The sequence below is a fragment of the Arthrobacter sp. CAN_A212 genome (assembly GCF_015752345.1).
In the GTDB taxonomy this organism is placed as follows: Bacteria; Actinomycetota; Actinomycetes; order Actinomycetales; family Micrococcaceae; genus Arthrobacter_D.
The window spans coordinates 1-14,957 of the sequence record NZ_JADOUT010000001.1; the positions used below are offsets into that span (position 1 = coordinate 1).

Below are 14,957 nucleotides of genomic sequence, written 5' to 3' on the forward strand. Positions count from 1 at the left end.
AAGTGCGGTGCTCACAGGGAATCGGTTTCCAAATCTCGCCCTTAAGGAGTCAGTGGGAAAAGTGGCGGTGTCTCACCCAATGCTGACAGACAGGGGGGGCGTTGGTTCCGCCGTCTCGGACGGGCTTGCGGGGGCAGTAGAAGGCGATACTGCTGGTGAGGTAGGAGAGGCCGACGGAGTGCTCGGCGCAGGAGTGCTCGGCGCGGGAGGGGTCGCGGTCGTCACGGACTCGCTCACTGTCGTGGTTGGAGCGGCTTGGTTGCTTGTCGGGGCGGCGGCCGGTGGGCCGAAACACCCTGTGAGCACGATCACGCCGGAAAGCCCCAGAATCCTGACTGCCGAAGATCTGCTCATGGCGCTCCCCTTGGTGCGGCCCCGCCCCGTTGCGAGACCGCACTTTCAAGCTACGCCCGCCGGTTCCTGAGAAACAGGGACTTTAGTCCGGTGTCGGCGGGCACATCCCTTATGGCACCAGCCTCCCGGCTTGGGATCAATGGGTCAATGACGCAATGACGCAATGACCAGGCTGGTGCCCGGAGGGTTCGTCAATCTGGGACCCGCAAGGAGTCGCGTTCTATCCGTCAGCCAGGTGGGATAGTCGGACGTGCCGAAACTCCCTCGGCGCGGACAGACAGCGTCTTGTCGCTCTGGAGCAGGGCGCGGAGCAACCGCCGCGCTTCCCGCGGGAGCCAACGATGCGCCTGGCCGCGACGCAACACCATTCCCCCGTTCGGAGCCGCGTACCGCTTCTTGAGATTGTCCAGCTCCCCGGCTTGCAACAACGCGACGGTGCTTCCCGCCGCCGAGTCGATGAGGCGGGCCAGCGCGGACGGCCCCGTCAGATCGGTGGCGACGACGCGTTGACCGCTGGCGGTAAGAATCGTCTTCTGCGCTGCACGCGTGACCACCAGCGGACGTGACGGACCGTCCAGCGTGTTGGCCAGCACGTTCGCTGCAGCTTCAGGGCGACCGATTCTCCGCGCGGCCGCCTGCATCCGCTGGAGCCGACCCGGCTCGCGCAGCACCTCGTCGATCTTCCAGCCGATTGTCGCGGCGGTGTTGCAGCGGACGGCTGCCCCCTGCTCCATCAGGTAGTCGCCGTTGCGAACCTCCTGCCCCGGGATGGGGTTCACCAGCACCATGGGCAGCCCGGCGGCCATGCATTCCGACGCCGTCAGCCCACCCGGTTTGCCCACGAACAGATCAGCACGCTGCAACAGCTGCGGCATTTCCTTTGTAAATCCGAGCACGCGGTAGCGGTCCCCAGCGGGCGCTACCAGCTCTTCGATGCGCTGTCGCAATGCATCGTTGTGTCCGCAGACAATCGTGGCGGTGAAGGACGAACGCATGTGCATCGTCTGCCGCACCACCGAGACCGCATAGTCGCCGCCGGTCGCGCCCGCCGAGATCAGGAGCATGGGGGGCTTGGTGCTATCGCGCAGCGGCGCGGGCGCGCCATCGAGTTCTCTGGCGATCGGGATGCCCGAGGCGACGACCCGGTCAGGAGGAAGGCCGAGCGCCAGCAACTCTACCCGCGCCTCCTCCCGGGCCACGAACAGGGTGTGAAACGCGCTCGGAAGCCACAGGCCTTGGAAATCGTAGTCCGTCGTCACGACAGCGGTCCTCGCCTCAGTCACACCGCGGAGGAGCAGCGACGCCAGGAGCTGGGCTGGCAGGAAATGCGTGCACACGATCGCGGTCGGCCGGAATCGCTTGATTGCGCCAATGACCGGAACAGCGTTCGCCCGTGTCCACGGGTCGATGGGGCCACGGCGTCGGAAAGGCGGGTCGCTCATGTCATAGCCCCAGTCGACCAGCCAGGGCAGGCCCTCAACCAGGACGAAGTAACCCTTTCCAAGCAGTGCGCGATAGAGCACGCTGCTCACCTGCAACACGTCCAACACCTGCACCTCGGCGATATCGGAGCGCCTCGCGCACTCCTGCTGGATCGCCGCCGCAGCGCTGTTGTGCCCCGCCCCCACCCCTGCGGACAGGATCAGGACTCGCTCCCCTCCTTCGGGGCGGAGCCCACGTGCCGACGACTTACGCATGAAGAGAGGCTAGCAGGCATCATCACACTGAAGACGGGTCGCCGACGGGGCCAACCGACGATACTCCTGTCGCCCGGAGGTCACCCGATCAGGTAGGCGAATCCTCGCCCCTCCGATGCCACTGCCTGGACGAAGTTTTTGGCTCGATGAAGGTACTCGGTGACATATGCGATCTCGGACTCCAGCAACTGAGACGAGAAGTACTCACCCACGCTCGCTTCGATGTCGTGGTCACTAAGCATTTCTACATCCCGGGCGATTGGTGCAACCTCATCCGGCGTGAGTGCACGCAGCCATGGGCGCCAAGTCATACCCTGGTCGAGGTAGGTCACGTGCCCCTCGAACATCCGATAGGCCGGTCTGGCTCTGTCACGTGAAGCCGACGGAGCGGTGAGCCGTTGAAGACACAACCATGACTTGTCGAGGAAGAGAAGGTCGCGCTCCGGAACAGATGGCCGGAAGTCTGTGGAGCCGTTGGTGAAGCCTTCTTCGAGACCCAGAACGTCTGCGAACGGGTCGGCACCGATCACGGTGAAAGGGTCGGCGAGCGCTTTCTCGGTCTGCCCGCTGTCGAACGCGTATGCGTAGTATCTGATTCCCATACGACGATTCTGAGCCCGCAAGCGCACTTTCGTTCATTGGCACCTGCCATCTGTGGATAACTTTAGCCGCAGGCCAGCGGCCGCCTGAGGCTAGATCGGAACCTCGCCGCGTTCCGTAACAAAATAACCGTTGACTATGAGGCATGGAGTCCCGCGGCTGGATAATCACGATCCGAAGGCTCCGGTCGTTCACAGGGAAGAATCCTCTTGCTGTGCTCAGCGGTCGTAGACGTCGCGTCGGTGGCCGACCGTGATCACCGCGACGACAATAGCTTCGTTGTAGGCGTTAGCACCACCGTCAGCCAACTCATTTGGGGAAAGTACTCTTTCGGATTGCGGAGTAGAGGAACATGTCGCTTCGTTTTCCGCCGATTTCCTGATGGCTGCGTAGCCGGCCCTCTCGTTCGTAGCTGGCTTTCTCGGCGGTGCGGATTGAAGCCGCGTTCCACGGTTCTATGTACAGCTCTACTCGATGCAGTCGCGGGATTGTCCAGGCAAAGGTAGTCAGAGCGTGGAGGGCATCGAGTGCAAGACCGCGGCCTCTCTTGTTCGGGGCGATGCCATAACCAATCTGGGCGCGGCCTGCGGCCAGTTCCTGTGTCCATAGTCCGATGGTCCCAAGTGAACGATTGGTCTCAACATCGGCGATGGCAAAGGAGAATCCTGTCCGATCGATGTGGCGTTGCTGCTGACGTTCAACCCATGCCAAGGCTTCTTCACCGGTAGCATCCGGTGGGAGGCTTCCGACGCTGGGCACATACGGATCTTGGGAGAGCTCCCTTGCCATCCCGACGTCTAGATTCGTGAACCTGCGTAGCCGGATCCGGCCGTGTTCGGGATTTGAAGACGGCCAGGGCGGGATCTCACTATCGATACTCATTCCTTATTTTTGCATCGCTCCACTCAGTCTTAGGCATCAAGTCGGGTGTGACTGTTAGCCAGGAATGGCGGTTAGTCGCAGCTTCAGTTGGCGGTCCTGTCGTCCTATTCAGCGATCTTTTGAGCTTGGCGCTCCAGCTGAAACCGATACCCACATAGGTGTAGAAATTATCTGTCTCAGTCCAGGAACGCTTTTTCTACCCGACGGTGCACAGGTAAATTGCGGTGAAGGTGAGGGGCGCACTTTGAGCTCCATATCATTCCCGCTAGGGGATTGGCGGGACACTATCGAGGTCAGGGCCAGCGATGCATCGATGAGCTACGACGCAACAGTCGCCTACACTAATGGGCAGTAAAACCACTACCTAGCCGAGGAAATCTACGCCGTGGCCGTTTCGCGGTGGGGGATCGCTGACGGGGATCCGAAGTTAGAATTTCCCTTCTTTTATTCAGTCATGGCGCGAAGGGCCGCCAGGTGTTCGTCGAAGGCATAACGGCCGTGGGGTGTCAGCTTCACGGTGGTAGTGCGGCGCGCATCTGATCGCTTGGGTGAAGCTTGCTTGCTGATATCCAGGTAGCCGAGAGCAACGAGATTTCGCACTGTCTTCGAGAGATTTGCTTCGCTAACTTCAAGCATCCCGGCGATCATACTGAACTCGGCCCCATCCAGTCGCCGGAGTATGGCGCATAGCCGGAGCCGGGTGGGCGCATGTATTGCCTCGTCGAATCGGGGCTCAACGGGCATGCCGGCCCCGATTCACACCGCCGCTGAAGAGTTCCTCATCCCTCATGGCGTACCTCCGCGGCGTAGGCACGGTCGTAGCCCACGACACCGAGTGCCACGATGAGGCCCCCAGCCAGAGCGGAGAGCGGAATCCAGGCGAGGAGATCAAGCGCCCAAAGAATCCAGGAAAGCACGTTGAGGCCACAGAGCAGCGCAATAAGCAGCACCAGCAGCGCCATGCCTCGCGGTCCTGCAGGGCGGCTGATTGACAGGCCGCTGCGTTTGCGAAAAACCAACTCGACGGCGAGGAATAGTCCCGTACTCAGGGCCAGGACGAAGAACACGCCGGGAACACCAGCAGCGGGTGCGGCGATGAGTAACGCGGCGGCAAGGCCCTGCGCGGGCGCCGCCCAACGAGTCTCGGCGGTCATCCGCTGGCCCAGTACGTGACGGTCCGCTTCCATAGCGTCGAGCGCTTCGCGAACATCAAAGTCATTTTCCATACAGTTGAGTGAATCACTTGCCAAGCGGTTAATCAACTACCCCAGGGCATAACCAGTAAAACTTTGCGTTGACCCGACGCACCATAAGCCGATCGGCTTGTGGGACGACAGAACCGCCAATCGAAGTTGCGATCAACCGTCATTTCTAGCTAACAGTCACAATAAAATCCAGTCCCTTCGTATCACTTGGGTGACGGGGACGGTGCTTGTAGCAAATACGAACGATTTCGGTACATCGCCAAGCGATGTCCAGGTACTTCTTCAGCGTCCATGGTTGGACGAGGTTGCTGGGAGTACCTTTAATGGCATGGAGACGCGTAGATCTAAGACCGTCGTCGTTCCCAACGTAATCGGAATGCCATTCCACGTTGGCCGAGACATCGCGTTTGAAGCCGGTGTCACTCTAGCTAATCCAGATCCCGACGGACCTCCCATTGGAGCCTTGGCATGGCCGGGATTGTTCTACATAACCTGGCAGCATCCCGCTGCAGGCTCTGTGCTGCATGAGTGGGATTCGGTGGGTGTGGAAGTAGTGAAGCATGGCGATGCGCTATCTGCCGCAACGAGAAATAGTCCAGCAACCCCGCCAAAATTATCGGCTCATACCCGTCCCGACCACGACGCCCCATAGCCACCCAACTGGTGACCCATTTAAGATCCGCTAACGGTCAAGAGCATCGACGCTGGCGCTCTGGGTAGCCGGGCGGATGGTGTAGGCGGGCGGCATCAAATAGCATGCTTCCATGCTGCTTCCTCAAAAGTACGTCTCTTATCACTGGGCTCGTGAAACTCCGCGGCTCATTCGAGTCGTTGCGGCAACAGTGGACTACAAGTGGTCAGCTAGGCCAAGCCGGTCTCCCCGCACATTCGAAATGAAACCACCAACGATAACCATAGGTGGGTTGAAACTCCGCAGATTTGGGGAAAAACGTGGTTGGTATCGCCCTATGGAAATGGGCCAGCTCCCGCCTGATCAACTGCCCTAACCGAGTAGTAGCGATCCCACCGTTAGGCGCCTAAAAGCCGATCCCTCAGCGTGCATCTTGAGGCGAGCGAGGGATCGGCTTCTATGCGTTATTGCTCGAGCGCGGCTCGGAGGAGGCGAATGGCCTTCGAACCAACTCCGTGAAGCGCCGCGAAATGATCAAGACCGATACGCTCTGCATCGCCCAAGCTCCGAACCCCTGCCTCGTCTAAAGCGCTAACGGCTGGAGCGCCGATGTTCGGAAGAGGTCGAGGGGCGTGCATGATGGAAGAATACGCTCCGGATCGACCGCCCGTAAGCCGATCGCCAAGTAGGACGACAGGGCCGCCAACTGAAGCTGCGATTAACCGCCATTCCTGGCTAACAGTCACAAGTCGGGTGTTTTACGCCCAGCAGCGTCCCTGCGACCGGCCACCCAGCGCGCCCGGTAACGATCGTTTCCGGTCGTTGCCGACCCGGCTCGGACCGAAGCACTTACCGGATGGAACCGTCCTCGGAGTCATCGTAGCGGCCGATTTTCTCTGGGCATTTAGCTATACTGTCTGGTCTCGCAAGGCGGCTCTACCATTCGCCCACCCTCCATCCCTGTCTTGACCGAAGCCAACATCAGCACCAACTGACTGCCTTTATTCCGACGACAACGCAACCCCGGGCGCTGCGTCGTAGGCGGATTGTCTTACGTGCCGTCGGCTGAGCTTTTGCGCGAAAACCAGAGCGACAAAATCAAAGCAACGCCCCAGATGAAGAACAGGGGGTCCCATAGCCAAGCATGGCCGATCATCGCGTTCAGGTCGTATCCGCCCGCAGGGCGGATCGCGCCGGCTAATACGGCGCCGCTGACCACCGTATTCACACCGCCATAAATCACTAGGAGAAGGCCTCCGACCCAGCTCACCGCATGCCAAAACCTACGCCATGGTAGTCGTCCATAAGCGACGACCAGCAACCGGCCTGAGTGGCCACAAGCGGAACTCCCAGCGACTCAGTCGATCCGAGGAGCGAGTCTGTAGGTTCCCCTAGCTCTTTCCTGGCGATCAGACGTTGAAGCGGAACTCCACCACATTCCGTAACCGATCACCATCACAGACAGGCTGCGATCCCAATAACGTCTTCAGGCTCCGCGACCGGCGGCCCTCGCCTGGCGGCGCCACCGACGGGGGCGCCAAAACGGGTCGGGCCACCACCAGCGATGTCGCGATTGGCGCTCAGCCCTGCGTCGAGCAGTGTCCAGACAGTCCTCATGCGCAGGGGCAAAGACCGACTCAGGCAGACTCACCGGGGCACGGTTTAACTCATGTCCTGCCAGCAGATCGTTGATTGCCCTGGGTATCAGCCGCATACCCCCAGGAAGAGTCGACCTCAGCAAGATCGGAACCGACCAGGATCGATATCGCCGTCTCTATTTGTCCCCGTGAAGGATCGTCGACCTGCAGCATGTCCCACCCAGACAGCACCGCACGGACGGACGGACGAGGGGTGTTTCGCACGACGCAGCAGGGTCATGAGCGTCGCGGCGTCCTCTATGTCTCTGCGATCCATGACGTTCAGGCCAGCGCACTTCAAAACTGGCAAGATGGAGCACACTCCCGTTGTCGGTACTGGGCCGTGGACCGGCTGTGCCGTGGGGTCCCGGTCGACGGACCGACCGGGCCGCAACGAGTCGATCAGTAACTGCCGCGAAGGAACCAGGACCGTCCACGGCGCAGAGCCGCATGCAGACGATCAACGGCGTGCCTTGCAGTCTCGTATCCGACGATGCGGAACGACCCCGTGCCGCCGCGGTACAGGGTGAGCGCCTGATCTGATGCTTCGCGGAGACCGCGTCGATCCGTGACATCGGCGAACTGCCGGTCGAGCCAGTCCGCGGTATGGGCCCGCTGCTCATCCTGGCCCAGAAGCGCGGCGGCACGGACCTCGGCGATCGCTGCGATGATCTCGTCCCGCACGGCTTGGACGGTGCGCGGCCCGTCGCTCATGGGTGTACTCGTAGGATCAGTGGCAAAGGGTGGGTCACCATCGACAGGTTCGGCCCCCAGGGGTCGACCGCGCTGCAGCGCGACATACAGTTCACCCACGACGTGCGCAGAAGCAGAGCTTCCGACGTCCTGGAAGGAGCCCATCCCGCCGCGATACAGGCTGAGGCCTCGGGCCGAAGCCTCATGGAGGTTCTGCTCATCCGTCACGCCGGCGAATCGTCCATCCAGCTAGTCCGCAACCTGGGTCCGGACCTCGTCGTGCTCCGACTGGGCGACCGCGCGGACCTCGGCGGTGGCTGCGATGATCTCATCGCGGACCGCTTCGACGATGCGCTGCGTGCTGGTCATGCGGCAATCCTAGGGCGGCGCGTCCGCGGTCGGCGTGAGTGAGGAGTCTCCACCGAGCGCTCATGGTGTGTCACCATGAATCCGTCTTGATGCAGTTCAGGCACCTACTCACAATGATCATGAGTAGGTGCCCTGTTGTTGCGGGGACAGGATTTGAACCTGTGACCTCTGGGTTATGAGCCCAGCGAGCTACCGAACTGCTCCACCCCGCGGCGCATGATCGACCTTACGCACTACACGAGGAAGACACCAATCAAGGTCACCCCAGGACCGGGCGGTTGGGCTGTTTCCCGCGATCCGCTGACGTTCAGGGACGGCGAAAATGTCCCGGGCCCCAGGAATCCCTCGGGCCTCCTGCCCGGCCGGCCGGGGAACACCCGCCCGAGGTCATTCAGGGCATGGCCGCGGCACGGGCATCAGCCTATAAGTTTCACAAGGACGATGTTTCGACTAGTTCAGGCGAGGGGTCTATACGTTGAACCTGAACTCCACCACGTCGCCGTCGGCCATGACATATTCCTTGCCTTCGATCCGCACCTTGCCACGGGACTTGGCCTCGGCCATCGACCCGGCGTCAACCAGATCGGAGAAGGAGACCACCTCGGCCTTGATGAAGCCGCGCTGGAAGTCGGTGTGAATGACTCCCGCAGCTTCGGGGGCGGTAGCACCCTTGGTGATTGTCCACGCCCGCGTTTCCTTGGGTCCAGCCGTCAGATAAGTCTGCAGCCCGAGGGTGTGGAAACCGACGTGTGCCAGCTGATCGAGACCGGATTCACTCTGGCCATTCATCTCGAGCATCTCGCGGGCTTCTTCCTCATCCAGTTCCACCAGATCGGATTCGAGCTTGGCGTCCAGGAAAATGCAGTCGGCGGGGGCAACGAGTTCGCGAAGCGCCGTCTCCTTCTCCTCATTGCCCAACACCGAATCGTCGGCATTGAACACGTAGATGAAGGGCTTGGCGGTGAGCAGGCTCAACTCCCGCAGGTGCTCCATTTCCAGCTTGTCCTTCGCCACCGACGCGAAGATGGTGTCGCCGCGTTCCAGCACCGACTGGGCCGCGATCATGGCGGCCAGCTGCGCGGGCTCCCGCTTCTTGATCTTGACTTCCTTCTCGACCCGGGGAATGGCCTTCTCGAGGGTCTGGAGGTCGGCAAGAATCAGTTCGGTGTTGATGGTCTCCATGTCGGAGCGTGCATCGACCTTGCCATCCACGTGGATCACATCGGGGTCATCGAACACGCGGATGACCTGGGCGATGGCCTCGGCCTCCCGGATGTTGGCCAGGAACTGATTGCCCAGCCCTTCTCCCTCCGATGCACCCTTGACGATTCCCGCAATATCCACGAAGGAGACGGTGGCTGGCAGGATGCGCTGTGACCCATGGATCTCCGCCAGCTGGCCGAGACGCGCGTCCGGCAGACTGACCACCCCCACGTTCGGCTCGATCGTTGCGAACGGATAGTTCGCCGCGAGCACGTTGTTGCGGGTTAGCGCGTTGAAAAGGGTTGATTTGCCGACGTTGGGCAGTCCGACGATGCCAATAGTAAGAGCCACGGGAATAGAGTCTACCGTTTGCCCCGGCTTCCACCGCGCCGCCACCGGATCCACAAAATGTCGGTGCCAACTGTCAGGGTAGTGCCATGGATGGATTCATTGTGGTTCTGATCGTATTAGCACTCCTGGTGGGGGCAATCTTGGGCGCCGCTGGCATGGGATGGGCAGCCCGCCAGCGGGTTCAGCGGCTCGCGGAGGAGCTGGACGACGTCGGCGGTCGCCTGGGCAGCGCCACCGCGGCCCTGGCGACGGCGACGGCGGAGAACCGGATGCTGGTGGCCCAGAACCGGGAACTCACCAATCGATCAGTCGGCGACCAATCGGTGCTGCGCGCGTTGGCCCCCGTGGCGGACAAACTGAACCACCTGCAGTCCCAGGTGGGGGTTCTGGAACGGGACCGGGTGGAACAGTTTGGCCAGCTCGCGGAGCAGCTTCGCGAGGCGAGGCACTCGGATGCACAGCTGCTGTCCACGACGCATTCCCTGACCGCAGCGCTCCGCAGCAACAGCGCGCGCGGACAGTGGGGTGAAGTGCAGTTGCGCCGGGTGGTGGAGGCCTCCGGAATGCTGGCCCGCGTCGACTTCCTGGAACAAGCGACCATCACCCTCAACGCCGGCGCAAAAGATACTGCTGCCCGGCCGGACATGATCGTGCAGTTGCCCGGCGGCAAGCAACTGGTGGTCGATGCGAAAGTGCCGCTGGCCGCCTTCCTTGACGCCCATGAACTACCGGAGGGATCCGAGACCGCAGAGGGTAGCGCACTAGGCCAGCGGGACCTGCTCCTGCAACAGCATGCGAAGGCTCTCCGCGCCCACATTGATGCCCTGGCCCGCAAAAGGTACTGGCTCGGAGTGGAGAACACCCCCGAACTGGTGGTGTGTTTCATCCCGGTGGAGTCGGTGCTCTCGTCCGCTCTCCGTGCTGATCCGGGACTCCTCGACTACGCCTTCACCCGCAATGTGGCGTTGGCATCCCCGGTGTCGCTCCTGACCATTCTCAAGGGTGCGGCGTACAGCTGGCGGCAGGATGTGCTGACCGAGCACGCCAAGGAGCTTTTTGATCTGTCCCGGCAGCTGTATGACCGTCTTGGGACGATGGGCGAGCACGTCACGAAGCTTGGCAACTCGTTGAAGTCCTCGGTGGAGAAGTACAACTCGTTTGTAGGCACCCTCGAGACCCGGGTGCTGCCGACAGCCCGCCGGATCAACGACTTCGACTCGGCGTCGCTGGGCGCCTCATCCCAGCCAGAGGAGAAATCCGGGCCCCTGCGGGTGTCCCCAGTGGAATCGACACCCCGGCTCCTAAGCGCCGCCGAACTACTGAACGAGAACACCTCCGACAGCGACGGCGACCGCCGCAGCGCCTAGGGACGGCGGCGGAAAAGCTGGTGATCGAAGCTCATCGCTTCGGCCGGGGCCCTCTGCCACCGATACCGCTGGTGGAGTCCCCCATCGCCTTCAGCGTGGCGCGGATCTCCTTCGGCAACGAGAAAATAATGTCCTCCTCGGCAGTCACCACTTCCTCGACGTCGCCGTACCCGTAGTCTGCCAGCAGACGTAAAACGTCCTGAACCAGATTGTCGGGCACTGACGCACCGGAGGTCACGCCGATCGTCGAGACACCCTCGAACCAGGTCTCGTCGACCTCGTTGGCGAAGTCGACCCGGTAGGAAGCCTTGGCACCGTACTCAAGGGCCACTTCCACCAGCCGCACAGAGTTCGACGAGTTGGCCGATCCCACAACAATCACCAGGTCAGAACTGGGCGATATCTTCTTGATCGCGGCCTGGCGGTTGGAGGTTGCATAACAAATGTCGTCGCTGGGGGGATCCTGCAGGGTGGGGAACCGCTCCTTCAGGAGGTTCACGGTCAGCATGGTCTCATCGACGCTCAGCGTGGTCTGGGACAACCAGATCACCCGCTCAGGATCGCGAACCGTCACCTTGTCCACATCTTCGGGCCCATTGACGATCTGGATGTGGTCCGGAGCCTCCCCCGCAGTTCCTTCCACTTCCTCGTGCCCCTCATGGCCGATCAGCAGGATGTCGAAATCATCGCGAGCGAAACGGACAGCTTCCTTGTGCACTTTGGTGACCAGCGGGCAGGTGGCATCAATGGTTCGCAGTCCGCGGTCCTCGGCCGACTGGATCACGGCCGGCGACACTCCGTGCGCGGAAAAGACCACCAGTTCACCCTCGGGCACTTCCTCGTTCTCTTCAACGAAGATGGCACCCTTGGCTTCCAGCGTGGTGACGACATGCAGATTGTGGACAATCTGCTTACGGACATACACGGGTGCACCGTAGTGTTCCAGAGCCTTCTCGACGGCGATCACGGCTCGGTCCACTCCCGCGCAGTAGCCGCGTGGAGCGGCAAGCAGGACTTTGCGTCCCCCATCGACGGGCTGCGCGGCCTCGATCTCGGCAGGCGAACGCCGCCTCCGAGGAACCGAAGGCATGGGCACTGAGACTGCTGTGCTGGTCATCCCTCAATGCTAACGGCTCGAAGCCGCACTACCCGAAGCGGCCAGCCGTGATCCGCTCAGAGCTAATCTGGCTAAGCCAATCCGGCCGGGTTCATCTGGCTAAGCCAATCCGGCCGGGTTCATCCGCAGAGGCTAGTCCTGCTGGGTCCGAGTCCGTCCACCAGCAAGGAGTCTCGCCGCGACACCCACCACGCACAACACCACACCCACTCCAACGACCGCCAGACTCAGCGGTTGGGCATCCTCGACCGCCCTCGCTACCAGGCCCTCCCTGAACAGTGCAGCAATGGGGCTTTCTGCGTCGGCGTTCTGCGCGCGGAGCTGTTCAGCGCCCCCCGGCGCGGCGTCGGAAGCCAGCCAGTAGATCCCGCCGAGGACAGCGATTCCGACGCCAAGCAGCGCCAGCGTAGTGCCACGCCTACGCGCAAGGACCAGGGCGAGCAGCGCGCTCATCCCGGCCGCGGTCAGCAGGAAGGGCCAGAGGCCGGAGATTGCCGCCAACTGCCCCAGTGCCACCTGCTGTTCGGCCGGACCGATCTCGATGAGAGTCTCTGCGGGTTCCGGAACCTCGATACCTATACCCGAGCCGACTTCCTGGAGTGCAAGGGACACCACAGGCGTCAGGTCGAGCCTCAGCGGTTGTGGCGACTCCACGCCGGTGCTCACATTCACCTCGGTGGGAACGCTCAGGTCATGGGAACGGCGCAGCGTATCGTCCCAGGCTGCGGGGTACCCCGGCAGGGCAGCGACGGTGGCTGCCGCGTCGGCTATCAAGGGCTCGATGATGCCCGCGAGCGCTGGCGGAAGCTCGGCAGCAGCGGTCGCCTCAGTAGCGAGGGCATCGGTCAGTTGGGCCTGGAAGTCGGGATCAGCACCGAGCGGCCCAGCCAGTTCCACAAAACCATCAGCCTGCACGAGGTTTCGTTCGATCCACGCACCCGGGAGGGCAACGCCCGCCAGTATCAGCGCGATCAGCACCAAGAGCGCTGCACCAACTGTCCGCATGTGTTGTCCCTGGCTTGTAGTGGCAGAAGTATCGATTATGCACTTCCCGCTGCACTATTCCTCCACACCGACCCGGTGTGGACACTCAGAGGGGGCGCAAGCTGATAGACATTAGGAGAACAGGCGTGGGGTCAGAAGGTCTACTACCCGTTCCCGCCACAAGCGTTGGGAGTGTCAACTGATGAAGAATGAAGGCGCGGCGCAGCCGCCGAACTTCGCTGCGGGCGCGGCAACAGGGACGCCGCCTCTGGTTGACGCCAGGCAGGGCGGGCCGACGACGCTGCCCGCCACCGCCGCCGAAACCACCGCCGAACGCCCCTGGCCACTCCACCTTCTGTCCGAGAAACTCAAGGCGCACCTCGAGCGGGCCCCCGCGGCGTGGGTCGAGGGACAGGTGATCGAGGTCAACCGCCGGTCAAACATGTGTTTCGTGACGCTGCGGGATGTCGACGCCGAGGTGTCCCTGCCCCTGACCATCCGGGGCAATGTGCTCTCCCGGCTGGAACTTCCGCTGGAGCACGGTTCACGCGTGGTGGCCCAGCTCAAACCCGATTTTTGGTTGAAGACCGGACGGTTGTCCATGCAGACCTGGCAGATCCGGCAGGTGGGACTGGGCGACCTGCTGGCCAGGATCGAACGGCTTCGCCACTTGCTGGCCGCGGAGGGCCTCTTCGCCGCGCGGCTGCGCAAACCCTTGCCACTGCTGCCCCATCGGATCGGCCTGATCACCGGGCGGGGGTCGGATGCCATGAAGGATGTCCTGCGCAATGCCAGCCTCCGTTGGCCAGCCGTAGAGTTCGAAGTCCGGGAAGTCGCGGTTCAAGGGGTTGGGTGTGTGGGGCAGGTGACCGCTGCGCTGGCAGAGCTCGATGCCCTACCCAGCGTCGACGTCATCATCATCACCCGCGGCGGCGGGTCGCTGGAGGATCTCCTGCCCTTCAGCAGCGAGGAAATGGTCAGGGCCGTCGCCGCCACCCGCACCCCGGTCGTCAGCGCGATCGGGCATGAGGCCGACCGGCCGCTGATTGATGAAGTTGCGGATCTGCGCGCTTCCACCCCCACCGACGCCGCAAAACGTGTGGTTCCCGACGTCGCCGAGGAGTTCCAGCGGATCCGCCAGTCGCGGGCACAGTTGTCCCGCGCCATCGACACCCTGGTCTCCCGGGAGACGGAGCGGCTCAACCACCTGCGATCGCGTCCTGTCCTGGCCCAGCCCGAAGGCATGGTGTCGGTGCGCGCGGACGACGTCGAACGGCTGCGTGGGCGGGCCCGCCAGGCGGCCACCTCGGCAGTGGCGCGCGACGTCGATAGGGTGCACCACCTCCGCTCACAGGTAAGAGCCCTGTCACCGCAAAACACCCTCGACCGAGGGTACGCGGTGGTCCAGCTGGCCGACGGAGCCATCGCCCGGGATGCTGCAAACGTCTCCCCCGGGACACTGCTCAAAATCCGGCTGGCACGCGGCGACCTGGCCGCGTCAGCGCTCGCCCCCAGCCCCGATTCCCCATCCACCGAACCGAAAGACATCCCATGAGCCAAACCACAGGACCTTCGACCGGCGACACCGGACCGGAGCCAGAAGTCAGCGGCCTCTCCTACGAGCAGGCCCGGGAACAGCTTGTCGCCGTCGTCAGCCAACTGGAGGCTGGCGGGGTGACGCTCGAGCGATCACTCGCCCTCTGGGAACGCGGTGAGGCGCTGGCAGATCACTGTGAATCCTGGCTCGAAGGCGCCAAGAAGCGTCTCGCCGCTGCACGGGACAAAGCTGAACAGTCGGGCTGAACGGTCAAACTGAACCGGAGTGTCACAGCGCCACGCTGAACCGTGGCATGGAGGGACGCAGCTG

Annotated in this window: 13 protein-coding genes and 1 tRNA gene; 3 read left to right on the forward strand and 11 right to left on the reverse strand. The window is 62.6% G+C overall.

Going from position 1 to position 14,957, the window contains the following annotated elements; genetic code table 11:
- Positions 1 to 581: 581 nt before the first annotated feature.
- The 9 genes from IWX64_RS00005 to ychF all read right to left on the reverse strand — a co-directional run bounded on the left by IWX64_RS00005 (position 582) and on the right by ychF (position 9,622).
- Positions 582 to 2,051, reverse strand: a complete 1,470-nt coding sequence (locus IWX64_RS00005; protein WP_196865150.1) for an MGDG synthase family glycosyltransferase — start codon at positions 2,049 to 2,051, stop codon at positions 582 to 584.
- 80 nt (positions 2,052 to 2,131) lie between these two features.
- Positions 2,132 to 2,653 carry a DUF1877 family protein gene (locus IWX64_RS00010; RefSeq protein ID WP_196865151.1) on the reverse strand — a complete coding sequence of 174 codons (522 nt, stop codon included), beginning with the start codon at positions 2,651 to 2,653 and terminating at the stop codon, positions 2,132 to 2,134.
- Between the two features lie 307 nt (positions 2,654 to 2,960).
- A complete protein-coding gene (locus tag IWX64_RS00015; protein WP_334683026.1) occupies positions 2,961 to 3,533 on the reverse strand; it encodes a GNAT family N-acetyltransferase in 573 nt (190 codons plus the stop codon).
- Positions 3,534 to 3,977: 444 nt separating this feature from the next.
- Positions 3,978 to 4,277: a transcriptional regulator gene (locus tag IWX64_RS00020; RefSeq protein ID WP_196865152.1), complete on the reverse strand. Its 300-nt coding sequence runs from the start codon at positions 4,275 to 4,277 to the stop codon at positions 3,978 to 3,980.
- 35 nt (positions 4,278 to 4,312) lie between these two features.
- Positions 4,313 to 4,759, reverse strand: coding sequence for a hypothetical protein (locus IWX64_RS00025; protein WP_196865153.1), 447 nt, complete (start codon positions 4,757 to 4,759; stop codon positions 4,313 to 4,315).
- Positions 4,760 to 6,420: 1,661 nt separating this feature from the next.
- Positions 6,421 to 6,639: a hypothetical protein gene (locus tag IWX64_RS00030; protein ID WP_334683027.1), complete on the reverse strand. Its 219-nt coding sequence runs from the start codon at positions 6,637 to 6,639 to the stop codon at positions 6,421 to 6,423.
- A gap of 769 nt (positions 6,640 to 7,408) precedes the next feature.
- A complete protein-coding gene (locus IWX64_RS00035; RefSeq protein ID WP_196865155.1) occupies positions 7,409 to 7,927 on the reverse strand; it encodes a hypothetical protein in 519 nt (172 codons plus the stop codon).
- A gap of 279 nt (positions 7,928 to 8,206) precedes the next feature.
- Positions 8,207 to 8,280 (reverse strand) — tRNA-Met (locus IWX64_RS00040).
- Between the two features lie 256 nt (positions 8,281 to 8,536).
- Positions 8,537 to 9,622 (reverse strand): redox-regulated ATPase YchF, encoded by a 1,086-nt coding sequence (gene ychF, locus IWX64_RS00045; RefSeq protein ID WP_196865156.1) that lies wholly within the window; start codon positions 9,620 to 9,622, stop codon positions 8,537 to 8,539.
- Positions 9,623 to 9,708: 86 nt separating this feature from the next.
- On the opposite strand from ychF, the gene IWX64_RS00050 reads away from it, so the two are divergent.
- Complete coding sequence (locus IWX64_RS00050) at positions 9,709 to 10,989, forward strand: DNA recombination protein RmuC (protein ID WP_196865157.1); 1,281 nt, start codon at positions 9,709 to 9,711, stop codon at positions 10,987 to 10,989.
- Positions 10,990 to 11,020: 31 nt separating this feature from the next.
- On the opposite strand, the gene IWX64_RS00055 is transcribed toward IWX64_RS00050, so the two are convergent.
- Entirely contained in the window at positions 11,021 to 12,106 is a 1,086-nt protein-coding gene (locus IWX64_RS00055) for a 4-hydroxy-3-methylbut-2-enyl diphosphate reductase (RefSeq protein WP_196865158.1), read from the reverse strand.
- 132 nt (positions 12,107 to 12,238) lie between these two features.
- Positions 12,239 to 13,111 carry a hypothetical protein gene (locus tag IWX64_RS00060; RefSeq protein WP_196865159.1) on the reverse strand — a complete coding sequence of 291 codons (873 nt, stop codon included), beginning with the start codon at positions 13,109 to 13,111 and terminating at the stop codon, positions 12,239 to 12,241.
- Between the two features lie 181 nt (positions 13,112 to 13,292).
- Between IWX64_RS00060 and xseA the strand changes: the two genes are divergently transcribed.
- Both xseA and IWX64_RS00070 read left to right on the forward strand, forming a co-directional pair.
- Positions 13,293 to 14,645, forward strand: coding sequence for an exodeoxyribonuclease VII large subunit (gene xseA, locus IWX64_RS00065; protein WP_196865160.1), 1,353 nt, complete (start codon positions 13,293 to 13,295; stop codon positions 14,643 to 14,645).
- Positions 14,642 to 14,893, forward strand: a complete 252-nt coding sequence (locus tag IWX64_RS00070; RefSeq protein ID WP_196865161.1) for an exodeoxyribonuclease VII small subunit — start codon at positions 14,642 to 14,644, stop codon at positions 14,891 to 14,893. The genes xseA and IWX64_RS00070 overlap by 4 nt, the downstream gene beginning before the upstream one ends.
- Positions 14,894 to 14,957 lie beyond the last annotated feature (64 nt).